The following is a 24,011-nucleotide window of genomic DNA, read 5'->3' as shown; positions in this document are numbered from 1 at the left end:
GCCTTGATATTTTGAAGGTCTGGAAGAGGAGATTTTAAAAAAATCAGCCGTTTTGGAGCCACTGCTCGATAACAACAGGGTAGTGTTTATGTTCTAGTACTTGCACCCTGACGGCTATGTCTTGCACTGTATCTGTAGGTTGAATGGCACATGCCGCTTGAAAAAGGTGTTTACCTTCATCAAATTTTTCATTGACCAGGTGTATAGTGATGCCCGTTTCACGGTCTCCGGAATTTTGCACAGCTTCATGTACATGTCGCCCGTACATGCCCTTACCACCGTATTTGGGTAATAGAGCGGGATGAATATTCACTATTCGATTTGGAAAACGCTGAATAAGAAACGCGGGGACAAGCCATAAAAAACCAGCGAGTACAACATGACTAATTTCATTGTCGACCAATACGTTCTCAACACGCCCCCCAGCCTTAAATTCTTCTTTGTTAAAATGAACTGCTGTAATATTAAGCCTTTTGGCTTTTTCTAAAACAGCTGCCTTTTCATTGTTACTTAAAATAAGAACAACCTCAATTGTGTCATGATTTAAAAAATACTGACAAATACGTTCAGCATTACTACCACTACCGGATGCAAAAATTGCCAGCCTGAATTTTTTCATTACACCAACATCACAATAATGACATGCTAAGAATTCCCAAGAGCATTATTACTTTACAAAAAGTGCTAATCCATTCAAATTCTTTTACAGTATCAGCACGGTAGAGGCGCAAAACCATCCATACCAGAGGTGCAAATAAAAAGAGCACAAAGTATACACTTGGCAATGCTGTAAATAGCAAATCGAGTATGAGTACTGTCATGCAAAAAATAAAAACGACAGCATATAAGAACTGTTTGGTTTTGCGGAAGCCCCAAACTATAGGTAATGTTTTACAGCCAAAAGTGCTGTCACCTTTCAAGTCCTCCATATCTTTTATGATTTCACGTACTAACGTCATAAAAAACGCAAAGGATGAATAAATAATAATGAGTGTATCATCACCCCCAAACAAAAGTGCCACCATATATATTGAAGTGCCTGTAAGCAAGGCAATAGAAAAATTACCCACAAAAGGCAGTCTCTTTAAGTTGTTAGAGTACCACCATAACAAGAAGGCCGATAGAAAATTGATTAATGCAATTTGCCAACCCAGATAATACCCTAATGCTATTCCGGCAAATGAAAACAAGGTGTGAAACAAAATGGCGAATCTTCGTGGGATGGCTTTACCAATAATAACACGCTCCGGCTTATTTATGTAATCTATTTTTATATCATAATAATCATTGATGATATAACCAGCCGCTGCAATTAAAACGGTTGAAGATGTAAGTATTAAAAGCCTGATGTCTGTTAAGGTTGTGGCATCTACTAGAAAATACGCAGTGAAGTATTGCGCTAAGCCAATAATCAAAAGATTAGTAAATCGTGTCAGTCGCAAAAGCGATTGAAAGAAGGATGCCATCCGCCAAAGATAGCACCCTGCTTTCTAACCACATAGTCCAATCTTGAACATAATTGGGGTTTCAACAACCTTTGTAAGGCCTATTCTTATAGTTTTATGCTTAGCATAGCTAAAAAGTTAGTCCCGGCCTGTGGGTAATAATAGTTCTCCCGGAATGCCTGCCCCCCACCTGAATACCCATAGGTATAGCCGTTAGATTCATACTCCTCATTCAGTAAGTTATTAATGAGTAAACTAAAGCCAATTTCTCTAACAAAAGATGGTCTCCATGTATAGGTAAACCGGATATCGTTCACCAGGAAAGCATCAATACTGCGCTGCTCATTGCTGGTGTTGTCGAGATATTGCTTGCCAACATATTTAGTTAAGAGCGAAACTTCGGCATTGGCAAATGGCGCATAAGAAAAAACTGATCCCGCAATTACACTTGGTGAAAAAGATATGTCTGTGTTTTCGTAGGTATTCACTACCTCATTGTACTCATCAAAGTTTACACCGTAATCATATAGTACTTCATTGAAATCACGAATCTTGTTCTGGCTAAAGGTGGCGTTAGCATTCCACCTGAATTTATTGCTAAGTTGATAACCAAATTCAAACTCTATTCCGGTTCTGTAACTTCTGTCTACATTAGTACGAATGTTTGCACCTACATCATTAAGTGCGCCCGTTAATACTAACTGATCTCTGTAATTCATGTAATAGTAATTTACATTCAGCGCCAGTTTATCATTTGCGTAGCGGTAGCCTAATTCTACATTTTGTAAATTCTCATATTTGGGTGTTGATCCTAAATTATCGATAAAGTCATTGCGAACAGGTTCTTTGTTGGCTATAGCAAATGATGCATACACTAGTTCACGATCGCGAAGAGAAACTTGTACCCCTGCTTTCGGATTGAAGAAGTTAAAATCTTCATCCACTACAAAATCAAACTGATCATTTTCCTTGCCACTGGTTTTATAACTAACACCCCTGTATTGCAAATCGATGTAGGCATTTACTTTATCAGTCACTTCGTAATTCGTTTTGATAAAAGAATTAAAATCATGCTTGTCACCTATATTAAAATAGTATCTATAACCAGCAGAAACATTAGGCACAGCTGATGAAAGAATTTCTCCGAAATGATCGCCAACATAACGATTCCAGGCACCTCCCCATACAAGGCTTAACCTGTCTACATCGTAGCTTAGCGAATACGTTGCGCCATAAAAATGATTATCCAGCCAACGTCTGCGGATAAGATCAGACGATTCAACCGTATTACCATTAACAATAGTCGGACTCAAACCATAATCTTCGAAATCTTCATTGTAGCGGAACTCTTCATAAAAACCTTTGCCTCTGGTATAATGCAGCGAAATGTTTCCCGTCAATGCAGGAGACAACTGCTGCGACACATGAAGTTGATGATGGTATTGAGCATAATCATCCACCTGATTTTCGTACGTGTATGGATTGAATGTTCGACTATTAGAGTTAAAGAGATTAGCGCGTTGTGCAGTGTTCCATCCTTCATTGCTCACGGTTGTTTCCATCGCATCCGCATCATTATTCAGGCGCGACTCCGGTACACCATACCAGCTTTGGTAAGTTCTTTCTTTACCACCGAAAGCCAGTGCTCTGATGATGGTTTTATCTGCATAGTAAGCACCAGAAAAATAATAAGATTTTAAATCAGAGCTGGCACGATCAATAAATCCGTCTGAAAGAATTTGTGACAAGCGACCATCAAAAGAAAATTTATTCTTTAACAAGCCTGTGCCAAAACCCAGGGTGTGTCTACGCGTGCCAAATGAGCCGAATGAATTTAATAATTCCGCATGCGCTGCTTCCTGTTTACCATTTGTTTCTAAATTGATAGAAGCACCAAACGCACTGCCTCCATTAGTCGAAGTGCCAACACCACGTTGTATCTGTACGCTTTGTGTTGAAGAGGCAATGTCGGGTAAATTCACCCAAAAGGTTCCTTGTGATTCACTGTCGTTATAAGGAATACCATTAATGGTTACGTTTATTCGGGTTGCATCGCTTCCACGGATGCGCACTCCTGTGTAACCCACACCTGCGCCAGCATCTGAAGTGGTGACTAGCGAAGGCGTCCAGTTTAAAACAAAAGGCATGTCTTGTCCGAAGTTTTGTTTTTCCAATGTCGCCTTATCAATGTTGGTAAAGGTAGTTGGCGAATTTTCGTCTGCACGAGTTGAGCGAATAACGACTTCATCCGTAAGTACAAAACTCTCTTTGAGGTCGAATACCTCCGTATTACCAATTTTATACACTACTGTTTTGGTAAGGTCCTCGTAACCAAGAAACTTGACAACAAAAGTATGCTGGCCTTCCAGGAGTTTATCTACCCAGAAATAACCTTGTTCGTTGGTTACAAAATAGCGTTTGCTTTCTTGTAATTGAATGGTTGCACCAATCAGCACTTGTTTGGTTTTTCCATCGCGTACAAGGCCGCGAAAACTTTGCGCATAAGCGCTGGTGGTGAGCACTAATAACAAGGCTGCCACTTTTAACATGTTTAACATTGTTTAAAAAAATTTAACGTGATGCATACGAGTACATCGGGGAATGCACTCCTGCTTACGTTTATCCGATGGCCATCGGAATTGCCTATCCCTTCGTCCGCATTACCGGCATCAGGTTCGTTGGGTATAATCTCAGCCCGAAATATTAAAGGCACCCCTTGTCTTTCGACATGGCAAATATAGAAGAAGCATTTAACTAGTCCTAAAATTTAATGGTTCAAATTTTTTAACCTGAATAACGGACCTTTAAATCTCCTCTGCTATAATAAAGCTGGAAGGTCGTTTACAACTGTCCAGTTGCCATCAGTACCTCTTACAAGCTGAAGAAATGTTTGGAAACTCATTTTGGATCCTGTAAAACGAACAATGCATGATGCATTTTTTTGGAAAACTTTAACTTCAAGCATTTCAAGCTTCCTGTCTTCTCCACCAAGTTTTCCGTCTTCAACCATTTTTAAATAAGTGGTTTTGTTCATTGTTGTCAAATCCTGACTTCCAAAAAGCTGGTTCATGGCCAACCGAAATTCAGTGTGTAAAATTTTGTCTAGTTCCTTCACATCTCTCTTATCTGCTGCTTTCGCGAAGGTCCTTATTGCCGTTTCAATGTCTTCTTGTTCTGTTTGACTCAATCCTTGAGAGAGTGTGCCGGCAATTAATAGTGAAATTAAAATCGTGTTTGTCATATTTATTTATAGTTTAATTTGAATACTCGTACGCATGGCTGAGTGGTGGGCAAAATCATCTTCATTACTATAGGCGAGAAGGATGAAGTAGGATTCACCTTCATTTAACTCGTGATGAAATTTATCATTGACAGAACGATGCATGCTGAAATGTACTTTGGTTACACCATTAGACTCTTGACAAAATCTTTTGGTGATACCTTCCGAACCACCAAGCTCAATAATACTTTTATGATTAGCCGCAGCTATAATGTATCGATCGTCCATTTTATAAAAATCTTTTTCGGCTGCTGCCATAATAAGATTTGTGCCTGCTAAATCATTCTTTTTGTTAAAGCCAATAGCGACCCAACCTTTAGTGGGTGCCGTTACTTTACAGTGCAGAAAATCTTCATCAAAATGCCAACTGAAATGCACGCCTTTAATTTTTACCGATTGGGTTGAGTCGTACTTTACCTTTTCACTATTTGTTAAGTCAACTCCTTTATTATATGAGAGCATAGCAATAAAAAATATGATTGATATATCAACTATTTGCATAAATTTTTTTACTTTATGTTATCTAGTATTTTCGAGAGCAGTTTTTTTAGTTCAGCCTGCTCTGCTCCAGAAATTGATTCGGTGTATTGCTTGCGAAGTTTATTGACAATAATTAATAGATCTGCATAGAACTGCTTTCCCGTTGGGGTGAGTGAAAGATTAAAGGCACGCTTGTCAGTATCCTCAGTCTTTTTGACCAATTTTTTCGTCAATAAAAGGTTAAGTATTCGCGTAATTGATGCCTTGTCCTTAAATAAGGCTTCTGCTAACTCATTCTGATTTATTTTATCGGCATCGTAAATTTTCTTGAGGACAAGCCATTGATCAAGCGTAATGTCATAGCCTGCCTTATAAAACTCTTCTTGCGAATGCCTTCTTGCTGCCTTATGCACCTTCTCTATAATAAAGAATAATACGGCATCAAGTTTTTGATCTTTTTCCATTGGTTGATATATCAACGAATATAGATGATAATTGTTTCACCACCAACTAAATTTTTAATAAAATGTGGGTGTACCTTCGCGTCTATGCTTTCAGTCCAGGATTTTCTTATTCAGCGTAAAAGCCTTCCAGTGCTGGATGTGCGTTCTGAGGGTGAATTTGCGAAGGGCCATGTACCGGGAGCGATCAATATTCCCATTCTAAATGATGCGGAAAGGAAAATTGTTGGAACGCTTTATAAGCAACAGGGACCTAAAGAAGCCATTAAAGAAGGCATTAAACTGGTTGGCCCACGGCTTCATGATATAATTGAGCAAGCCGAAAGAGTGTCGGCCGGACAAGAGGTGCTGGTGCATTGCTGGAGAGGTGGCATGCGCTCAAACAATTTTTGCTGGCTGGTAAGTCGGCTTGGTGTAAACGCTAAGCCACTACAGGGTGGTTATAAGGCTTACCGTGGCGAGGTGCTCAAATCTTTCGAAAACGATTTCAACTTTCTCGTTGTTTCTGGCAGTACAGGGAGTGGTAAAACAGAAATACTGCAAGCACTTAAAAGGCAAGGTGAACAAATAATCTGCCTGGAAACATTGGCCAATCATAAAGGCTCTGCTTTTGGTGGTTTAGGATTGAGCGCACAACCCAGCACAGAACAATTTGAAAACAATCTATACGAAGAAATCATCAAGCTTGATCTAGACAAAAGAATCTGGATAGAAGATGAGTCTATCGCTATAGGTAAAATTTTTTTACCACAACCTTTATGGAAGCAACTAAGAAGTAGTCCGCTTGTTAAAGTGAATGTACCTGTTGAAGTCCGAGTTAAACGTTTGGTGGCTGATTATGGCGATGTTAGCACAACTGATTTACTGGAGGCCACGCAAAAAATTACCACAAAATTAGGTGGACAGCATTTTAAGGCGGCCAAGGAAAGTCTCTTACAAAACGATTTAAGCACAACGGCCTCTATATTGCTTACCTATTATGACAAGGCATACGACAAAGCAATACTTAACCGCCAAGATCAAATAGTAGCACAACTTGATTTTGATTGGCAAAATCTTGATGGTTTTATAAAAGATAAATTATGTTCTATTTCATAAGTTCGCATCATGTCTGCTGAAAATATTAAACTAACACAATACTCGCACGGCTCAGGTTGCGGTTGCAAAATTGCTCCTGCGGTACTGGATAAAATTCTACATACTGCCTTTCCTAAAACGACATTCCCTTCATTGTTAGTTGGTAATGAAAGTAAAGATGACGCGGCTGTAATGGATATAGGCAATGGCAATTGTTTAATCAGCACAACGGATTTTTTCATGCCTATTGTGGATGATGCTTTTACTTTTGGTTCTATTGCCTCAGTTAATGCTATCAGCGATGTGTATGCTATGGGTGGCAAGCCCATAATGGCATTAGCTATTTTAGGATGGCCAGTAGAAAAACTATCACCAGAGCTTGCCCAAAAGGTACTTGATGGCAGCCGCACAATCTGCGCCAAAGCGGGTATACCGCTGGCTGGCGGTCATAGTATTGATAGTCCGGAACCCATTTTTGGTTTGGCCGTAAGTGGCCTCATTGAAAAAAGTAATCTTAAACAAAACAATACTGCCAAATCTGGCGATTTATTATACCTGACCAAACCACTAGGTGTGGGTATGATCAGTACTGCGCATAAACGCGGGCTTGCCCTTGCGGCTGATTTTGAGGAAGCTGTGCAAAGCATGTTGCAGCTTAACATAATTGGAGAAGTATTTGGAAAGCAAAGTTACATTCATGCCATGACTGACATAACAGGTTTTGGTTTGCTGGGACATTTAGTGGAGGTATGTGAAGGCAGTGGTTTAAGCGCAGAGATTAATTATGCCAATGTTCCACTGCTCAAAAACATTTCTCATTACGCCAGCAATATGATTTATCCCGATAATACTATGCGCAACTGGAGCAGCTATCAGGATAAAATTGATGGCATTGGATCGGAGTCATTTTTAACATTGTCTGACCCTCAAACCAGTGGCGGCTTAATGGTATGTGTTGCACACGAGGCACAACATGAATTTGAAAAACTTTGCCTTAGTCACAAATTAGCACTTAAGTCCTTCGGTAGGATGACAGAGTTTAATTCTAAAACCATAAAAATTATACATTGAAATATTGGCTAACAATTATAGTAAGTTTAGGTATTCTCATAGTAGTACTGCTACCCGGATCAACTATACCTAACCCAAAAATTGTTGGGCTTGATAAAGTTGTTCATTTCACCATGTTCTTTATCTGGATTATAGCGGTTAGCTATGATTTTTCATTTCTAAAAAAATGGATTCTTCTTTTAGTCGGAATATTTTTTAGTGTACTGACCGAGCTTTTTCAATTATTTGTAGATAGCCGAAGCTTTGAAGTTTATGATTTGTTGGCTGATGGCACGGGAGTGATCGCAGGGCTGCTCTTGTCTCCATATATTTTATCATTATTCAAGAAATAATTTAATCAACTCTTCTATATTCACGGCACCAACAAATCTATGGAATTAAAACGCGGTAACTTTTGGGCATTATTGCCCTTACTTGTTTTCATCGTTGTCTACTTTATAACTTCATTAATTCTTAATGATTTCTATAAGATGCCAATGTTGGTAGCTTTTATGGTGGCTGCACTATCCGGCTTTCTACTTTTTCCTTCATTAAATTTCCACAAAAAAATTGATGAGTTCTCCAAGGGTGCCGGAGATTCAGGCATTATGCTGATGATATTGATTTTCTTGTTAGCAGGTGCCTTTGCCGGATTAGGTAAAAGTATTGGGGCCGTACAATCGACTGTTAACTTTGCTTTATCGTACACTTCGCCAAGTTTATTAATAGCAGGACTTTTTCTTACTGCTTGTTTTATTTCAATTTCGTTAGGCACATCTGTTGGTACTGTTGTGGCGCTGGCGCCCATTGCTGTTGGTGTAAGTGAAAGTGTACCCGGTACGTTAGGTATTGCATTAGCGGCAGTGGTAGGCGGTAGTATGTTTGGCGATAATCTCTCTATGATATCGGATACTACAATAGCGGCTACGCGTACTCAAAAAGTTGAGATGCGCGATAAGTTTAAAACTAATTTTTGGATTGCTTTGCCTCCAGCTCTAATTACTTTTTTGCTTTACATTGTAATAACACCCATTAACAACGGCATGAATATGGGGCTATCATCAGATTATTCTTTTATTAAGATTGCTCCTTACTTATTTATTTTAGTTGCAGCGCTTACAGGATTACATGTTATCTGGGTATTGGTATTAGGCATCTTGTTAACGTTCATTGTTGGTCTCGCTACACAAAGCACCGATCTTTGGTCAGGATTGCAGGCCATGAATGATGGAATGGCTTCGATGTTTGAATTGAGTCTAATCTGTATGGTGATTGGTGGTATTGTCGGCTTGATTAAGTATTTCGGTGGAATAGACTATATACTTTATCATGTTTCTCGATTGATCAAAAGTAGCCGAGGAGCTGAGTTAGGTATAGTTTCTTTAACAGTTTTGGTTAATGCTGCATTAGCAAATAATACGATTACAATTTTAATTGTAGGACCTTTAGCTAAAGATATTGCTGATAAACATCAGGTAGATCCTAAAAGAAGCGCAAGTATATTAGATACTATGTCTTGTTTTGTACAGGGCTTGCTGCCTTATGGTGCACAACTGTTAGCGGCTCTTGCTGCGGCATCAGTTGCTTTATCACCTTTCGAAATACTAAAGCATCTTTACTATCCATATTTATTGGGCATTAGTACTTTGTTATTTATCCTCCTGAGAAAGCGGAAAACTGTCGCTTAATAATTTTTCAACCACAAAGAACGCAGAGGTTCGCAGAGATCTTTCTCTGCGAACCTCTGCGCACTCCGCAGTTTATGTGCATTTTCTAATCATTATCAGAAAAACGAACGCTTATATTAGTCGCAATACCCACACGCACACCCCAATCTACATACTTTCCATTTTCAAAAGCTGCAGCTGCCTCTACCCTGAAGATTCTTAGAATCCCATCTATACTATAGCCTAGCTCCGTATAATTCCGAGAACTCGGTGTAGCTAAATAATTAACAAAAACATTTTCCCTTATACCTAACATCCTTGCATAGGGTAGCGCTGTTACAATAAATCTTCTGAATTGGTAGTGAACACTTCCAGTAAAATACATATCGCTTGTGCTGTAATTATAATAATCCAACAGGCGATAGCTTCCGACAGGACTTGAAGTTGTGATGAATGTAAGATTACCTGCAAAGTGCTTATAATCCATAAAGTATAAACTGCGATCATTCAAAAATGCACCTGCCCCTAAATCAAAATCAAGTCGGCCACGCACGCCTATATCAAAAGAATGTCTTATTCCTGCTTCTATGTGATCAAAGTTTACATCACTACTCAATGCATCTATGCCTTTTGTATAGTTAAATCGCAAGACCGGAGATGAATCATCAATCGCCAATTTTTTTCCATTTCTGATTCGATATTTCAACCAAGGCTTTGCCGAAAAATTTACTGATGCTACTAAAGCGTTATGATCAGGTGTGAGTATTTCGCTATTTAATTCCCTTGAAAACGGATTATTTGATGTATAACCTTCTATATGATCTCTATCAACAATTTTATAATCAGAAGTATTTACCATAGCGCTACGCTGAGCCCATTCTACTGTAGCATCAAAAGAAAACTTAGGCGTAATACTTTTACGAAGTCGTGCTTCAACAAAATCTCTCTGGTATATCTTCATAAAATTGCGCTCGAAGAAAAGTGTGGAGATCGTGTTAATGGGTGGAAAAATTGCTTCGTTCGCATTAAATTGTTTGATGTAACGGCCACCTTCTATATTCAATCGGTAATTTTTATTTCGAAGCGAAAAATTCACTTTACCAGCGGCACGCTCGCGTGCAAAAGCATAACGAAATGTGGGGGTAATCATCAGTCTGGTTTTGTTAGTGTCTTGCAAAATAGTGCCGAACCGAACTTTATAGATAAGATTAAACCCCTCCACTGTATTGAATCCACCTGTGGGTGTTTCAATGCTGAAATTAGAATGCTTGGAAACTTTATAGCTATCACCGGTGATCAAATCCCAGGGTTGGAACCCCTTATGTTTACGCTGCTTGGTTGTATCACCGACTTCTTTCTTTTGCTCAATTACCGCAAGACTATCCACTTTTACATAGCCCTTAATTTCGGCCCTAGTAAGCGGGACAGGGCGTATTGCATTCCAATAAGTTGTATCTTTCTTAAAACTGATACTATCTTTCTCTTGAGTATAGTTTGAGATTACCTCAGGTTCTTTCTGAGCTTTTGCTTCTTGCTTCTCATATTCCTTCACAATAGTTCTTAACTCCTTACGCGTAATCTCTTTGCCACCCTCCATTCGTTTTTGCAAATCTTGTGCTTCCTTGCTGAAACGACTCTCTACTTCCTTGGCTTTTGCTTTTTCTAATTTTTCGTCAATCACTTCCATGTCCTCTACAAATAGATCTTTGTTGAGTTCAATTTTATAGTTGCTTAATGTTGCCAGGTAATTTGCTTCAAATTCAAAACCAAAAACTTTAGCATCTACCTGATAACGGTGTGATACTGGAAGCCAGGCCTTATCTTCTATTGGTGCATACACCTGCTTCATTTTAAAAGTAATACCCAACTTTGTAGTGGTAAAATCAATACTATGAATGCTCCAGGCATCTTCCACAATGAAAAGCATACCTTCAAAAACATTATCACCTCTGGAGCGTGGCGTCACCTTTATACGGCTCACTTCATAGCTACGATCTTTAAAAGTGCCTTCGTATTCGAAGCGATAATATGAAAAAGCTTTAGGGGAAAGTGGGGAAACAGTCTCTACAATTTCCGGTGAATAGAAACTTCCGAAAATATAACCATTGGGAGAGGTGTTGTTGTCTTTTCCGTCACTGTATACCGAAATAGTTTTTTCTTTAAATGTATTGGGTCTTCTATATTCAATTTCACTTACCGATTCACTTATATATACCCTATCCTTTTCAATACCTTCTTTTTCCATTTCTTTTTTAAGCAACCAAGGATAGTCCTTGAGTTGCCCTGTTCCTTTTATGTATACTTGAGCTGAATAAAAATCCAATTGTTGTGAGTGATACTTAGCCTTGGCAATGGCTTTTCTCATGATGGTGTAGGCGGGATCTTCTTTGCCGGCACGCACAGTAATATTTTGCAATACTACTGTTTGAGATTTCATAACAACATTCAGTTCTGTATAGCCTTCACCAATGGTAACATTAAGGGTCTGGGTTTCAAAACCGACATATTGAAAAACGATTTCGTATTGCCCGGCAGGCAAGGAGATGTCGTATAAACCATTTTCATTAGTAGTGGTTCCGCTACCAATTTGTTTAACATAAATTGTGGCGTAGCCTAGATTACTGCCATCATCTGCTTTAATATTTCCCCGCAAGCCACCGGCTATTGTAAGCTGAACAACGGATAACAATAATGAAATAGTAAAGGATATCTTCATGCCGTAAGTGGTTTTCCCGCATGTATTAGTGCTAGTTCGGCCTTTACAATTTCACTCAGAGGTAAAATTTTTTGGCCAAAATTTGCTCATTAACAGCATCGGGGACTAAATAACGTACAGACTTGCCCAAGCGGATATTGTTACGGATGAATGTTGCAGAAATATCCAGCAGTGGGGCTTCGACCATACGCACATTAGGATGCATTTTTAGTTCAGAAGGTTGCGCATTAGGTCTCGGATAAACATATAATCCGTAGTTATTTAGAATTTGCTCGTGATTTTTCCAATTAGAAAAGCGTTCCAGGTTGTCTTCGCCTACGATTACTTTAAATTCTTTATCAGGATACTTTTCACTTAAGTGAACAAGGGTATGGATGGTATAACTTGGCTTTGGCAGGTTAAACTCAATATTTGATACTTCAAAATTATAGTTGTCGTGTATGGCGGCCCGCACCATGTCATAACGATCAAACTCGTGGAGTAAACCTTTACTGGGTTTAAATGGATTTTGTGGAGAAACAACAAACCAGATCTTTTCCAGATCGGTGGTTTCTACCATAACATTGGCAATAATCAGATGGCCTGTGTGGATGGGGTTAAAAGAACCGAAAAAGAGGCCGATCTTCATTAGTTAAAAATTTCAGCTTCTGTTTTTAAACTCATTATAAAGTTTTTGCGCTTCTTGCAAGGAGCGCTCTCTGTCTTCATTAACCAATACCACGTCAAATTTATCTTCGAAGCCCATTTCAAACTTAGCTTTGAATAATCGTCTCGATAAACTCTCTTCTGATTCTGTGCCTCTATCTTTTAATCTTTCTTTTAATACTTCTATGGAAGGCACTTTTACAAAAACCGCGAGAGCCTTATCGCCAAAATACTTTTTAAGACTTAATCCGCCTTTTACATCCACATCAAAAATCACATTCTTTCCTTCGCTCCAAAGTCTTTCAATCTCAGATTTTAAAGTGCCATAAAAGTTACCTTCGTAAACTTCTTCCCACTCTATAAACTGATTGGCGTCTATCTTTTGTTTGAATTCTTCCGGAGAAAGAAAATAGTAGTCTTTACCATGTTGTTCTGTACGGCCGCGTCTATCGCGTGTTGACGCAGAAATAGAGAACCCCAGATCGGAGTTGTTTTGCAGCAGGTGCCTTACTATAGTAGTTTTGCCTGAACCGGAGGGTGCAGAAAAGATTAATGCTTTTCCTGCCATTATTTAGATAGGTTTTGAATTACCTTTTGTTTAATGCTGTCTACTAAATCCTGAGGTGCTTCGTTTGAACACTTCTTCTTTAGCAAATCGCGTATGGCTACTTCAAGGTGATAATTCTGATAGCAAGGCATGCATTCTTCTAAATGATGTCCCATAAATCTATCTTTTTGCTCCGTAGTTGCTTCGCCATCTAAAATTGACTGAAGTAATTGTAAACACTCCTGCTGATGAGGGCATTCATGTTTCATATTTTTCTTATCGGGTGTATTCATAAACTCGGAGGCTTAGGCGGTTTTATATCCCATGGATTTAGCGTATTCACTTAATTTTTCTTTTAGCAGATTACGGGCGCGATGAAGGCGGCTTCTAACAGTACCAATGGGAATGTCCAGAATTTTAGCCATCTCTTCGTACTTAAAGCCCTCCAGATCACACAATATAATAACAGTCCGAAAATCTACATCCAATGCGTTTAATGCATTTGAAATCTCATCGCCAATCATATTGCCGAGCGATTCCACACGCAAGTCGGGGGTAATCTGCCTGTCTACCTCCTCTGAGTTATAATACGTTTCAACTTCCTGATAATCTACCTTAGCAGGCTCTTTGCTCTTTTTCCGGTAATCATTGATGAAGCTGTTCTTCAAAATTCGAAACAGCCATGCCTTTGCATTAGTTCCTTGCTGGAAAGAATCGATGAAACGATAGGCTTTTAAATAGGTATCCTGCAAAAGATCTTTGGCATCATCGCGCTCCAGGGTAAGTCTATAGGCAAAATTGTACATGGCGTTTATCTGGGGCATAAACTCCTTGTCAAAAATCTCCTGTTTTTGAGCGTCTGTATAATTATTTTTAATGAATTCTTCTTCCATTATAAGGCGAATATACTGGCAAAAATGGTTAAAATGACAGGACTTTAGATCCAGGTTTTAGGTTAGCGTTGTTTTTTACTCAGTTTACCCTTTGTTATTTGAAAAGCCATCCTAATCAGGCTTCGTCATTGATGTGTAAAGCTCATAATAAGCATTTACACTATCCTCATTTCTAATATTGTTTTTAATATGGATACGAGCATTTTTACCTAACATTTTAGCAAAAGATCGGTCATTGCTAAGTCGTTCAAGGGCTTTTGCAATGCTTTCAGGATCCTTAATTGGCATTGTTAATCCTGTTTTTTCATGAATTACCAAACGTGAATTTCCAGGAAGGTTGGTAATGACAGGAGCCACCTCCAAACACATAGCTTCAATAACTGATCTGGTGAGCGACTCACCATAAATAGAAGGTAACATAAAAGAATCGCAGGCTTTTACAAAAGAAAGGGGGTTGTTCTGAAACCCAAGTATTTTAATATTGGCTTTAATGGGGCTCTTTTCAACAATCTCCATTAGGTCCGGTTTATCCATTCCATTACCTACCAAAATCAAATAAATATTTGAAGATTCCTTCAAATAATGTGTTGCCTGAAGAAGGTATTTTATCCCTTTCACTTTCCTGACATTGGCTACACAAATCACTTTAAAAGCATTGTCAGGAACACCATAGGCTTTCAAGTCAACAGCCTCTACATCATCATACCACTCGACTTTATGACCTTTTGCAATAGTCACAACCTTGCTCTTATTAAAAAGCAGGTTCTTTTGAATGGAGGTTTTTATTTCATCTACGTTACAAACGATTTTATCTACTCTTGGACTCAGGTGTTTTAAATACGCAAAGGGATCCCACCAATGTACATTGCCAATGGTGCCTCTGTAAATGACAGTTTTAACAGGTAAAAACATTGCGGCAAACAGGCCATTGATCATTGCCTTGTTATTGAACATATGAACAATGTCATAGTGCCCCATTTTTAACTCCTGCCTTATTCGTTTAATATGTCCTAGACTAAATTTTTTATGTGGGTGAAACTTAATAACCTTAATCCCCATTTGCTCAAATCTAGGAATGTATTGCGTGTGGGCAAAAGTCATTATAGTTACATCAAAACCGTCCTGTACCTTTAGACCTATAAAAATCTCTGCCTCTGACCGAATAACAGGGATGGTGTGATTATTCGTAATAACAAGAACTTTTATTGACATACGGTTTTTTATATACGATTAGCAATAAGTAGCTTTGAGCAAAGTTAATATTTAATTACATGATCCTTACTGGCTTTAAAAAGTTTTATAAACAACTACTCTTTGATCTTAATGCTAACAGTAAATTCTATGGTGCTATCTATAAGATATACCTAAAACATTTTTATAAACCTTCCAAAGATTCGTTAGCAGTATTGATAGATGAGTTCTCAAAAAAAAGAGGCAAAGTAAAATTTATTCAAATTGGTGCGAACGATGGATTTTATCATGATCCATTATATAAGTTTATAAAACGAGATGCCTGGGAGGGTGTTCTTTTGGAGCCACAACCCTATGTGTTTGAAACATTTCTGAAACGCCTACATAAGAATAATCCTGCGATACATTTAGTTAATGCTGCACTTGATTATAATGATGGAGAGCGAAAAATATACCGCATAGCTTTCTCCAATTCCAGGTGGGCTACAGGTCTCTCTACGCTCGATAAATCCGTTCTTGAAAAAGTTATTGCGTCTGGGCATATTGACAGATTAGCCAAACGCTATGGGGAAAAAATTCCTGCTAGCATAAACGAATACATTTCTGATGAGCCCATAAACTGCATGAGTGTGGATACACTAATGTCCAAATATTCTATGACTCAACTTGATTGGCTTCAGATAGATGCTGAGGGTTATGATTATGAAATTATTAAAATGTTTAATATAGAAAAGACTCAGCCTTCTGTTATTGCTTACGAGAGTTCTCATTTAAGCGCTGAGGACAAATCTGCCTGTGAAGCATACCTAATAAAAAATGGATATACTCTACAGCAAATCAAAGAGAACACAGTAGCACAAAAAAATACAATTCAGTAAGCGATAAAAGAAATTTATATGTCATTAAAAGCCTCAATAATTATTTCATTTTACAATAAGATTGACTGGCTTACTTTAGTATTAGCTGCTCTTGAAAGACAGTCAGAAAAGAATTTTGAAGTAATTATTGCTGACGATGGTTCTAATGATACAGTCGTCAACGCTATTCAGGATTATACGAAATCCACTCCACTTTCAATACAACATGTTTGGCATCCGGATAATGGCTTTCTTAAAACGACCATCCTTAATAAGTCGGTTGTCGCTTCAAGGAGTGAATATTTGATCTTCATTGACGGTGACTGTATTCCACACAAGAATTTTATCGAAGATCATTTGCGATTGTCATCACCAAATGAAGTAATCATAGGGAGAAGAGTCAACCTTTCAGATGCGTTATCCAAACAGATTACAGCTGAGAAAATTAAGGATGGATTTTTAGAAAACTCATTCGTAGCAAGACTAATAATTGACAGCATAGTCAATAAATCAAAAGATATTGAAAAGGGTATCCATATACAAAATACAAAAATCAACAGATTATTAGGCACCTATAAGAAAGGTCTGTTAGGTTGCAATTTTTCCATTAGTAAATCGGACCTTCTCGCTGTAAATGGTTTTGACGAACGTTATAAATCACCTCGCTATGGTGAAGATACTGAAATTGCTTACCGCTTTATTCAATTTGGGCTCAAGCTCTTCATGCCCAAGTTTGCTTTGGGGCAATATCATTTGTGGCATAAGAAATTAGGTAGGGATTCGGAAGCCGAGAATGCAATATTGTTTGAAGAAACAAAAACGAATAAATATACGAGGACTCCTTACGGAATTGTTAAAGAAAAATGATGCTCGTCCGAACCGCTGACGGATAGAATTAATATTCTATCGAACTATCTTATTTTAAGAAAAGGCCTTTAAAGCCATTGGCGCTTGCCAAATCTCATATTCTTTCGGCTTTTATAATCATTGTTTCCCCGAATAATAATGCTTTCGAAAATAGATGTCTTTTAATTTGCTTGTTTACTATTCGTTGTTGCGAATTCTTTTCTTCTTTATTATAAACGAAAGTCGTAGCCAAATAGGTAAAGGGGACAAAAATCAAGTAAGTCCAACTTATCCACTTTATTCTATTAGTTGTAACAGTGGTTATTCTAAAATTACGCGTATGTAGCATGTACCTTAATCTTTGGTAAGCCATCATATTAATGTGATGCAATGGAGTGGGGTTATTTTCGTTAAGCGGCACCTTGTTTTTGTTATGATGGCTTGTCCAAAACCACCGCCAGCGCGAGCGTAATGAATTAATATTGGGAGTTGATATTATCACATTTCCCCCAGTCTTAATAACACGGCTACACTCAGTAATAAAATCAAAAGGCCTCTCCAAATGCTCAATACCATCAATACAGACAACAGCATCGAAAAAGCCATTTTCATATGGAAGGCGTTCATTCATATTGCCTTCTCTAAAGTTGGGATTATCAACTTCCATAAAGTTTTCTATATCCCCGGAATGCACTTCTATTTTCTTTGAAAGTAACCGTTGGGTAAAGGCCCCTGCTCCACTGGGAATGTCAAGCACACTTTGTTTATCTCCATCGGCAAGAAGTAAAGAAGCCACTCGGTTATGGGTATTCTTTGAGGTATTTTCCGGAATATATTTCATACAAGTCAAATATAATAGCTGAGTTCTATTAATTGTAACGGAGGTTAAAATATAAGTATTTGATAGATGTATAGTAAAATCCTTGCCCTACCTTTGTCTGGTATTTAAAGACTATGCCATCAACCCAGGTAAAAATTTCTGCTGTTATCATTACACTTAATGAGGAAAAGAACATTGAGCGTTGTATAAATTCTTTACAGGGCATTGTGGATGAAATTGTTGTCTGGGATTCAAACTCAACTGATCGAACCAAGGAGATCTGTGAACATTTAGGAGCCATAGTTTACCAAGCTGATTGGGAGGGCTACTCAATCGCTAAAAATAAGGCAAATGAACTCACCACTGGTGACTATATACTTTCAATTGATGCTGACGAAGAGCTCTCTCCTGAGCTCCGAAGTAATCTTTTGAAAATAAAACCATCCATAAGGGAGGATGCATACATTTTCACCAGAATTAATAATTACTGTGGCACTTGGATTAAGTACAGTGGTTGGTATCCTGAGTATAAAATTAGGCTATTCAAAAAAGGCAACGCCATTTGGGTGGGTGAAATCCATGAGCAATTGGAATTCACTATTAAGCCTAATCAACTGGTTGTAACTGGAAATCTTTTACACTATTCTATTCTTAGTTTAGAGCATCACGTTCAGAAAATCTTTCTATATAGTAAGCTAACAGCATTAAAAGATTTTCAAAACGGTGTAAAACCCTCTATCCTTTTTCATGGCATAGCAAAACCTAGTTTTCACTTCTTTAAAAATTTTATACTGCAGCGAGGGTTTCTGGATGGCTACAAAGGATTTGTTATTGCACGAATGGCTTCATTCGAGCGCTTTCTTCGATATGTAAAACTCAAGGAACTTTATAAAAATGTTGAGGCAGAAAAGCCTATCAAAGTTATTCAGCTCAGTTCTGAAGCAACATGGCGTGGAGGTGAGCAACAGATTGCCTATCTCATTGGTGAACTCAAAAGACATAATATTGAGTCAATTGCATTTGTAAAAAAGGGATCGAGCTTTGAGGAGTATTGCAAAAAAAATGGCATTCGCTACTACAAATCGCTCTTTCAAAACTCTATTGATCTTCTAACAGTTTTAAAACTTTGTTGGATTGCCAGAAAAGAAAAAGCAAGTATCATACATATACATAGCTCTAAATCGCATAGTCTTGCAGTCTTAGGAACACTTTTCGGTCTACGCACACCACTTATACTCAGTAGAAGGGTAGACTTTGAACTTAGCAGTTCACTCTTTTCCGATTGGAAATATAATCACCCACAAATAAAGAAAATACTTTGTGTGTCCGATGCCATAACTAATATAGTTAAACCTCACCTGCGGGATCCAGACAAATGCCTGACCGTGCATAGTGGGGTAGATATAAGTAAATTTAAGGTTAAGAGCACTGCCAATTTGCTTCGGGAAGAATTCAAAATCGGGAATGATAAAATACTGATTGGAAATACGTCTGCACTAGCAGGGCATAAAGATTATTTCACTTTTATTGATACAATAGAGTTGCTGGTTAAAAAATCATTACCAGTTGTTGCTTTTATTATTGGAAAAGGACCACTTGAAAAAGAGTTGAAGAACTACGCAACTCAAAAAGGATTAAAAGAGCAGATAATTTTTACCGGATTCCGCAATAATATTTCAGAGATTTTACCTTGTCTAGATATTTTTTTAATAACCTCAACAGAAGAAGGTTTAGGAACGAGTGTATTGGATGCCTTTGCATCTAAAGTTCCTGTAGTAGCCACTTATGCTGGCGGTATTCCAGAAATGGTAAAGCACGAACAAACAGGGCTAATTGTAAAGCCCAAAAATTCACTTGGTTTAGCCGCATGTGTTGAACAGTTAATTAACTCTCCGGAACTGCGCAGCACTATTATCGATAACGCATACACAACTGTACTTACCTTCTCTAAAGAAACCACAGCCACTAAAACAAGGTTGGTTTATAAAGAGGTTATTCAATACTCGCTTGATTAAAAAGCGATAGTCAGACAAAGCTGACTATCGCGCATCTCTTGGGTAGATGCTAGTTATCGCTTTGCCATCAATCCCATCGATTTCACCATGTTGATAAACTCAACTCTATAACCTTCTTCATCCTTGCCTCTGGCTCCTTTGGCAAGTTGAACAACTTTTTCATAGTCATAATGATTAACATATTCAGATTCGCGTAGTAACATTCCAAAAGCTGCTACTGCTGCCGACCACCTGAAATTATCGGAGGTGTTCGACAAGCTTATTTGTTTATCTTTCATTGGATGAACGATAAGTTTACTTACATCACCATCAGGTTGCTTATACCTGAACTTAACCATCATTAACTCATCAGAATCCTGTGCTGATTTAACTACATCTGTCTTCTGGTATTTTAATTCATCAACACTGAAGAATTCACTTTTAACACCAACAGGTATTATTTCATACAAAGCCGTAACAGTATGACCTGAGCCTAATTCACCTGCATCCTTTTTATCATTATTAAAGTCTTCACTCTTCAACATTCTGTTTTCATAACCAATCAATCTATATGCAGCCACTTTAGCTGGATTAAACTCAACTTGTAACTTCACATCTTTGGCTATGGTAAACAGCGTGCCTCCGAATTCATTTACCAGCACTTTTTTAGCTTCAGTAATATTATCGATATAAGCATAATTGCCGTTACCCTTATCGGCTAAAATCTCCATTTTAGAATCCTTATAATTGCCCATACCAAAACCAAGCACTGTTAAGAATACTCCGCTCTTTCTTTTTTGCTCAATTAGTTTTTCCATACTCTCGTTGCTCGATTCACCAACATTAAAGTCACCATCAGTTGCCAAAACAATTCTGTTGTTTCCTTCTTTCTTAAAATGTTTTTCGGCCAGGCTATAAGCTAACTGAATTCCAGCTCCGCCTGCTGTCGATCCTCCAGCTTGTAAATTATCCAGCGAGCTGACTATTTTTTCCTTCTCTTTTCCTGAGGTTGGTTCCAGTACAACACCAGCAGCACCTGCGTAAACTACTATCGATACATAATCTTGCGACCTTAACTCATTAACCAACATCTTAAAAGACGACTTTAATAAAGGAAGCTTATTTACATCACTCATCGAACCGGAAACATCAATTAAAAATACCAGATTAGAAGGAGGAATATTTTCTGTAGCGATGCTTTTTCCCTGCAAGCCTATGTGTACTAGTTTATGTTTTTCATTCCAAGGTGCTGTGGATATCTCAGTAATTATATTGAAAGGATGTTCAGCAGATGGTTGTGCATAATCATAATCGAAGTAGTTAATCAATTCTTCTATTCTTACAGCGTCTTTTAGCGGTTGTTGTCCATTATTGATAAATCTGCGGACATTGCTGTAGGAAGCTTCGTCAACATCTATTGAAAAAGTAGAAAGCGGATCTTTAAAAACATCTTTAAAGATATTTTCTGTGATACCTTCGTATTCCTCAGTGTTAGCTTCCTGTTGTACATAATCCTGATAAGGTATGTGCATATTATGATAGGTGCTACTCGGAGCAGCATACTCAGATTTCTTACCACGTATTCTTTCTTTACCATGCCCAGTCATTACTACTTCACTCAATTGTACCACGTCTAATGACAAGGCAACGTTAAGCGTATTTCCTGTACCGATTTTAACCTCTTTTGTTTGAAGGCCAATGAAGGTAAAAACCAGAGTGCCACCACTGGATGGAACCTTGATACTATAATGACCGGCTACATCTGTAATTGTTCCGGTTGCTGTCCCCTTAAGAACAACATTTACTCCTGGCAATGCAGAGCCATCTTCAGCAGAAGTAACTATTCCGCTAATGCTCCTTTGTTGGGCTTGTAATACCGAAAGGCAAAACAAAACCATGGCGAGTGTGATCAATCTTATTTTCATACGCATTATTTTGTTGTTTTGCTATTGAGATGCACAGCAACGAAAAATTCCATACGTGATTTAAAAAATTGTATCTTAAAAAATGTTTTTAGCTAAAGCCATCCATGAAATGAGCGATTCTGAGCTGATTGAGGTCTACAAAACCTCTCAGAATAAGGAATTAGTGGGCGAGCTTTATAAACGCTATACCCATCTTGTTTATGGCGTTTGTCTGAAATACTTGAAAGACAGGGAATTGGCAAAAGATGCTGTTATGCAGCTTTTCGAAAAATTGCTCACAAGTCTACTAAGCCATGAGGTGAATCATTTCAAAAGTTGGCTTTATGTTTCGGCTCGAAATCACTGTTTAATGTATTTAAGGAGTGTTAAAGGAAAAACAAGTCAGGAAATCTCTTCTTTTATTATGGAAAAGGTTGAGGAACCGCATCTGGAAGATGGTGAGGAATTAGAAAGTAATATCAGTAAATTAGAAAAGTGCCTGGAAACGTTGAATACGGAACAAAAGAAATGTGTTCAATTGTTTTATCTGCAAGAGAAGTGCTACCAGGAGGTGTCATCACAAACGGGGTATGATTTATTAAAAGTGAAAAGCTATATACAAAACGGTAAACGGAATCTTAAAATTTGCATGGAGCGAAATGACTGATTATTCAAAAGATATTGAACGTTATCTGAACGGAGAGATGACTCCGGCAGAGCGCCATGCCTTAGAAAAAAAGTCTCTGTCTGATCCCTTTCTTGCTGATGCATTAGAAGGAGCCGAACTAATTACTTCTGTTGATTTTGAACAAGATGTAAATGCACTTAACAAGGCTATTGACCTAAGAATTAAAAAGGAAAGTAAAAACAAAACCCTATTATTCTGGAGTCTGCGCATTGCTGCTGGTTTATTAATACTGTTTATTGCAACATACTTGATTCTAAATTTGGGTGACAAGATAAAGTCAACACCAAACCTGAGCGATCAGCAGCCCATTCAAAAACCTGACACCAATCAATTAAAAAAGGATAGCTCAGCAACTGGAATGTCTAACAATCAATTGGCATTAGTAGAAGAAAAGGTGATTCAGAAAAAAGAGCCTACAGACAAACTAAAGTCTGTAGAAAGGAAAAATAACACATTAAAGACACCGGAAATTGAAGCAGAAAAAGCTGTAGTAGCAGATATTACCGAAACCGAACCACAAGCTGAAGAAATTAAAACCGAAATTATTGCTCCGGCAATAACCACTAGCAGGGCTGAGATTGAAGAAAAAAAGATGAGCCCTGTAACTGCAAGTGAAGTAGCTAAGGAAGATGAGACCGTAGTAAGCAGTCGTTTAAGGGGAACCAATGCAGATCGAAATGCCAAAAAAAGTTTTTCTGATCAAGGTGCAAACCCTCAATTGCCGGCAGCGACCATTAGTGGTGTAGTAACCTCTGCTGAAGATGGCAGCCCTCTGCCGGGTGTAAATGTTGTGCTCAAAGGAACTACCATCGGTACCATTACAGATGTTGAAGGAAGATTTAAACTCGATAGTGCCACCATTGCTTCAACGCTGGTTTATTCCTTCATAGGACTGCGAACTAAAGAGGTTAGTGTTACTAATTTCAATCCATTAAATGTAGCGCTGAATGCAGATGTATCACAGCTAAGTGAAGTAGTGGTGACAGGTTATGGATACAGTAACACCAATGAAACTACGCCTACTGTGGATCTGGCTCATCCGGAAATTGGTAACAGAGCTTACAGAAAGCACCTAGAGGAGAATATTATTTACCCACAAAGTGCCCTCGATAACAAAATTGAAGGAAGAGTAACCGTAGAGTTCTTTGTAGAAACAGATGGAAGTCTAAGTGATTTCACAATTGTAAGAGGCATCGGAGGTGGCTGTGACGATGAACTAATCCGCCTGATCAGGCAAGGGCCAAGGTGGGTGCCAACAAAAAAGGATGATCAACCGATTCGGGATAAAGCAAGGGTAAGGTTGAATTTTCAGTTACCAAAAAAATAATTCATAATTCATAATTCATAATTCATAATTCATAATTCATAATTCATAATTCATAATTCATAATTCATAATTCATAATTCATAATTCATAATTCATAATTCATAATTCATAATTCATAATTCA

23 protein-coding genes are annotated in these 24,011 nt (G+C 38.0%); 9 read left to right on the top strand and 14 right to left on the bottom strand.

Annotation, left to right across the window (positions count from 1 at the left end; translation table 11 throughout):
• Nucleotides 1-43: 43 nt before the first annotated feature.
• The 6 genes from purN to SanaruYs_RS13280 all read right to left on the bottom strand — a co-directional run bounded on the left by purN (nucleotide 44) and on the right by SanaruYs_RS13280 (nucleotide 5,669).
• Nucleotides 44-619 carry a phosphoribosylglycinamide formyltransferase gene (gene purN / locus SanaruYs_RS13305; protein WP_127123074.1) on the bottom strand — a complete coding sequence of 192 codons (576 nt, stop codon included), beginning with the start codon at nucleotides 617-619 and terminating at the stop codon, nucleotides 44-46.
• Between the two features lie 10 nt (nucleotides 620-629).
• Nucleotides 630-1,466 carry a geranylgeranylglycerol-phosphate geranylgeranyltransferase gene (locus SanaruYs_RS13300; RefSeq protein WP_127123073.1) on the bottom strand — a complete coding sequence of 279 codons (837 nt, stop codon included), beginning with the start codon at nucleotides 1,464-1,466 and terminating at the stop codon, nucleotides 630-632.
• A gap of 86 nt (nucleotides 1,467-1,552) precedes the next feature.
• Nucleotides 1,553-3,994 carry a TonB-dependent receptor gene (locus tag SanaruYs_RS13295; RefSeq protein ID WP_127123525.1) on the bottom strand — a complete coding sequence of 814 codons (2,442 nt, stop codon included), beginning with the start codon at nucleotides 3,992-3,994 and terminating at the stop codon, nucleotides 1,553-1,555.
• A gap of 269 nt (nucleotides 3,995-4,263) precedes the next feature.
• Nucleotides 4,264-4,686 (bottom strand): nuclear transport factor 2 family protein, encoded by a 423-nt coding sequence (locus SanaruYs_RS13290; RefSeq protein ID WP_127123072.1) that lies wholly within the window; start codon nucleotides 4,684-4,686, stop codon nucleotides 4,264-4,266.
• 6 nt (nucleotides 4,687-4,692) lie between these two features.
• Entirely contained in the window at nucleotides 4,693-5,226 is a 534-nt protein-coding gene (locus tag SanaruYs_RS13285; protein WP_127123071.1) for a DOMON domain-containing protein, read from the bottom strand.
• Between the two features lie 8 nt (nucleotides 5,227-5,234).
• The gene (locus SanaruYs_RS13280) at nucleotides 5,235-5,669 is read right to left on the bottom strand and encodes a MarR family winged helix-turn-helix transcriptional regulator (RefSeq protein WP_127123070.1); all 435 of its coding nucleotides are present in this window, start codon (nucleotides 5,667-5,669) and stop codon (nucleotides 5,235-5,237) included.
• 84 nt (nucleotides 5,670-5,753) lie between these two features.
• Between SanaruYs_RS13280 and mnmH the strand changes: the two genes are divergently transcribed.
• From mnmH to SanaruYs_RS13260, 4 genes are read left to right on the top strand one after another with little or no spacing between them, the layout of a single operon-like run.
• On the top strand, nucleotides 5,754-6,764 hold the full coding sequence (gene mnmH, locus SanaruYs_RS13275; RefSeq protein ID WP_160118662.1) for a tRNA 2-selenouridine(34) synthase MnmH: 1,011 nt from the start codon (nucleotides 5,754-5,756) through the stop codon (nucleotides 6,762-6,764).
• Nucleotides 6,765-6,773: 9 nt separating this feature from the next.
• A complete protein-coding gene (gene selD / locus SanaruYs_RS13270) occupies nucleotides 6,774-7,814 on the top strand; it encodes a selenide, water dikinase SelD (RefSeq protein WP_127123068.1) in 1,041 nt (346 codons plus the stop codon).
• Nucleotides 7,811-8,146: a VanZ family protein gene (locus tag SanaruYs_RS13265; protein WP_127123067.1), complete on the top strand. Its 336-nt coding sequence runs from the start codon at nucleotides 7,811-7,813 to the stop codon at nucleotides 8,144-8,146. Before selD ends, SanaruYs_RS13265 begins: the two co-directional genes overlap by 4 nt.
• A gap of 39 nt (nucleotides 8,147-8,185) precedes the next feature.
• Nucleotides 8,186-9,481 (top strand): Na+/H+ antiporter NhaC family protein, encoded by a 1,296-nt coding sequence (locus SanaruYs_RS13260; protein ID WP_127123066.1) that lies wholly within the window; start codon nucleotides 8,186-8,188, stop codon nucleotides 9,479-9,481.
• 85 nt (nucleotides 9,482-9,566) lie between these two features.
• Here SanaruYs_RS13260 and SanaruYs_RS13255 read toward each other — a convergent pair whose 3' ends face one another.
• The 6 genes from SanaruYs_RS13255 to SanaruYs_RS13230 all read right to left on the bottom strand — a co-directional run bounded on the left by SanaruYs_RS13255 (nucleotide 9,567) and on the right by SanaruYs_RS13230 (nucleotide 15,473).
• On the bottom strand, nucleotides 9,567-12,176 hold the full coding sequence (locus SanaruYs_RS13255; protein ID WP_127123065.1) for a DUF5686 and carboxypeptidase regulatory-like domain-containing protein: 2,610 nt from the start codon (nucleotides 12,174-12,176) through the stop codon (nucleotides 9,567-9,569).
• Between the two features lie 55 nt (nucleotides 12,177-12,231).
• Entirely contained in the window at nucleotides 12,232-12,804 is a 573-nt protein-coding gene (gene nadD, locus SanaruYs_RS13250) for a nicotinate (nicotinamide) nucleotide adenylyltransferase (protein ID WP_127123064.1), read from the bottom strand.
• A gap of 12 nt (nucleotides 12,805-12,816) precedes the next feature.
• Nucleotides 12,817-13,392 (bottom strand): guanylate kinase, encoded by a 576-nt coding sequence (gene gmk, locus SanaruYs_RS13245; protein ID WP_127123063.1) that lies wholly within the window; start codon nucleotides 13,390-13,392, stop codon nucleotides 12,817-12,819.
• A complete protein-coding gene (locus SanaruYs_RS13240; protein ID WP_127123062.1) occupies nucleotides 13,389-13,661 on the bottom strand; it encodes an anti-sigma factor in 273 nt (90 codons plus the stop codon). The genes gmk and SanaruYs_RS13240 overlap by 4 nt, the downstream gene beginning before the upstream one ends.
• A gap of 12 nt (nucleotides 13,662-13,673) precedes the next feature.
• Nucleotides 13,674-14,261, bottom strand: coding sequence for a sigma-70 family RNA polymerase sigma factor (locus SanaruYs_RS13235; RefSeq protein ID WP_127123061.1), 588 nt, complete (start codon nucleotides 14,259-14,261; stop codon nucleotides 13,674-13,676).
• Nucleotides 14,262-14,372: 111 nt separating this feature from the next.
• The gene (locus SanaruYs_RS13230; protein WP_127123060.1) at nucleotides 14,373-15,473 is read right to left on the bottom strand and encodes a glycosyltransferase; all 1,101 of its coding nucleotides are present in this window, start codon (nucleotides 15,471-15,473) and stop codon (nucleotides 14,373-14,375) included.
• Nucleotides 15,474-15,532: 59 nt separating this feature from the next.
• On the opposite strand from SanaruYs_RS13230, the gene SanaruYs_RS13225 reads away from it, so the two are divergent.
• Both SanaruYs_RS13225 and SanaruYs_RS13220 read left to right on the top strand, forming a co-directional pair.
• Entirely contained in the window at nucleotides 15,533-16,330 is a 798-nt protein-coding gene (locus SanaruYs_RS13225) for an FkbM family methyltransferase (protein ID WP_127123059.1), read from the top strand.
• 18 nt (nucleotides 16,331-16,348) lie between these two features.
• A complete protein-coding gene (locus SanaruYs_RS13220) occupies nucleotides 16,349-17,176 on the top strand; it encodes a glycosyltransferase (RefSeq protein WP_127123058.1) in 828 nt (275 codons plus the stop codon).
• Between the two features lie 94 nt (nucleotides 17,177-17,270).
• Here SanaruYs_RS13220 and SanaruYs_RS13215 read toward each other — a convergent pair whose 3' ends face one another.
• Nucleotides 17,271-17,996: a class I SAM-dependent methyltransferase gene (locus tag SanaruYs_RS13215; protein WP_127123057.1), complete on the bottom strand. Its 726-nt coding sequence runs from the start codon at nucleotides 17,994-17,996 to the stop codon at nucleotides 17,271-17,273.
• 113 nt (nucleotides 17,997-18,109) lie between these two features.
• Between SanaruYs_RS13215 and SanaruYs_RS13210 the strand changes: the two genes are divergently transcribed.
• Nucleotides 18,110-19,990, top strand: a complete 1,881-nt coding sequence (locus SanaruYs_RS13210) for a glycosyltransferase (RefSeq protein WP_127123056.1) — start codon at nucleotides 18,110-18,112, stop codon at nucleotides 19,988-19,990.
• Between the two features lie 53 nt (nucleotides 19,991-20,043).
• Here SanaruYs_RS13210 and SanaruYs_RS13205 read toward each other — a convergent pair whose 3' ends face one another.
• Nucleotides 20,044-21,894, bottom strand: coding sequence for a vWA domain-containing protein (locus SanaruYs_RS13205; RefSeq protein ID WP_127123055.1), 1,851 nt, complete (start codon nucleotides 21,892-21,894; stop codon nucleotides 20,044-20,046).
• 82 nt (nucleotides 21,895-21,976) lie between these two features.
• Here SanaruYs_RS13205 and SanaruYs_RS13200 point away from each other — a divergent pair, with 82 nt between their 5' ends.
• Both SanaruYs_RS13200 and SanaruYs_RS13195 read left to right on the top strand, forming a co-directional pair.
• A complete protein-coding gene (locus SanaruYs_RS13200) occupies nucleotides 21,977-22,540 on the top strand; it encodes an RNA polymerase sigma factor (protein ID WP_127123054.1) in 564 nt (187 codons plus the stop codon).
• Nucleotides 22,533-23,888 carry an energy transducer TonB gene (locus SanaruYs_RS13195; RefSeq protein WP_127123053.1) on the top strand — a complete coding sequence of 452 codons (1,356 nt, stop codon included), beginning with the start codon at nucleotides 22,533-22,535 and terminating at the stop codon, nucleotides 23,886-23,888. The genes SanaruYs_RS13200 and SanaruYs_RS13195 overlap by 8 nt, the downstream gene beginning before the upstream one ends.
• Nucleotides 23,889-24,011: the final 123 nt, after the last annotated feature.

It is taken from the genome of Chryseotalea sanaruensis (assembly GCF_003990915.1).
Classification (GTDB): Bacteria; Bacteroidota; Bacteroidia; order Cytophagales; family Cyclobacteriaceae; genus Chryseotalea; species Chryseotalea sanaruensis.
Note: the sequence above shows the minus strand (reverse complement) of the source record. Positions and strands in the feature narration are given on the sequence as shown.

What these genes read in the sequence shown, in the direction of transcription:
- purN (WP_127123074.1), bottom strand. Translation starts at nt 619, where the DNA reads ATGAAAAAATTCAGGCTGGCAATTTTTGCATCCGGTAGTGGTAGTAAT.
- SanaruYs_RS13300 (WP_127123073.1), bottom strand. Translation starts at nt 1,466, where the DNA reads ATGGCATCCTTCTTTCAATCGCTTTTGCGACTGACACGATTTACTAAT.
- SanaruYs_RS13295 (WP_127123525.1), bottom strand. Translation starts at nt 3,994, where the DNA reads ATGTTAAAAGTGGCAGCCTTGTTATTAGTGCTCACCACCAGCGCTTAT.
- SanaruYs_RS13290 (WP_127123072.1), bottom strand. Translation starts at nt 4,686, where the DNA reads ATGACAAACACGATTTTAATTTCACTATTAATTGCCGGCACACTCTCT.
- SanaruYs_RS13285 (WP_127123071.1), bottom strand. Translation starts at nt 5,226, where the DNA reads ATGCAAATAGTTGATATATCAATCATATTTTTTATTGCTATGCTCTCA.
- SanaruYs_RS13280 (WP_127123070.1), bottom strand. Translation starts at nt 5,669, where the DNA reads ATGGAAAAAGATCAAAAACTTGATGCCGTATTATTCTTTATTATAGAG.
- mnmH (WP_160118662.1), top strand. Translation starts at nt 5,754, where the DNA reads ATGCTTTCAGTCCAGGATTTTCTTATTCAGCGTAAAAGCCTTCCAGTG.
- selD (WP_127123068.1), top strand. Translation starts at nt 6,774, where the DNA reads ATGTCTGCTGAAAATATTAAACTAACACAATACTCGCACGGCTCAGGT.
- SanaruYs_RS13260 (WP_127123066.1), top strand. Translation starts at nt 8,186, where the DNA reads ATGGAATTAAAACGCGGTAACTTTTGGGCATTATTGCCCTTACTTGTT.
- SanaruYs_RS13255 (WP_127123065.1), bottom strand. Translation starts at nt 12,176, where the DNA reads ATGAAGATATCCTTTACTATTTCATTATTGTTATCCGTTGTTCAGCTT.
- nadD (WP_127123064.1), bottom strand. Translation starts at nt 12,804, where the DNA reads ATGAAGATCGGCCTCTTTTTCGGTTCTTTTAACCCCATCCACACAGGC.
- SanaruYs_RS13240 (WP_127123062.1), bottom strand. Translation starts at nt 13,661, where the DNA reads ATGAATACACCCGATAAGAAAAATATGAAACATGAATGCCCTCATCAG.
- SanaruYs_RS13235 (WP_127123061.1), bottom strand. Translation starts at nt 14,261, where the DNA reads ATGGAAGAAGAATTCATTAAAAATAATTATACAGACGCTCAAAAACAG.
- SanaruYs_RS13230 (WP_127123060.1), bottom strand. Translation starts at nt 15,473, where the DNA reads ATGTCAATAAAAGTTCTTGTTATTACGAATAATCACACCATCCCTGTT.
- SanaruYs_RS13225 (WP_127123059.1), top strand. Translation starts at nt 15,533, where the DNA reads ATGATCCTTACTGGCTTTAAAAAGTTTTATAAACAACTACTCTTTGAT.
- SanaruYs_RS13220 (WP_127123058.1), top strand. Translation starts at nt 16,349, where the DNA reads ATGTCATTAAAAGCCTCAATAATTATTTCATTTTACAATAAGATTGAC.
- SanaruYs_RS13215 (WP_127123057.1), bottom strand. Translation starts at nt 17,996, where the DNA reads ATGAAATATATTCCGGAAAATACCTCAAAGAATACCCATAACCGAGTG.
- SanaruYs_RS13210 (WP_127123056.1), top strand. Translation starts at nt 18,110, where the DNA reads ATGCCATCAACCCAGGTAAAAATTTCTGCTGTTATCATTACACTTAAT.
- SanaruYs_RS13205 (WP_127123055.1), bottom strand. Translation starts at nt 21,894, where the DNA reads ATGAAAATAAGATTGATCACACTCGCCATGGTTTTGTTTTGCCTTTCG.
- SanaruYs_RS13200 (WP_127123054.1), top strand. Translation starts at nt 21,977, where the DNA reads ATGTTTTTAGCTAAAGCCATCCATGAAATGAGCGATTCTGAGCTGATT.
- SanaruYs_RS13195 (WP_127123053.1), top strand. Translation starts at nt 22,533, where the DNA reads ATGACTGATTATTCAAAAGATATTGAACGTTATCTGAACGGAGAGATG.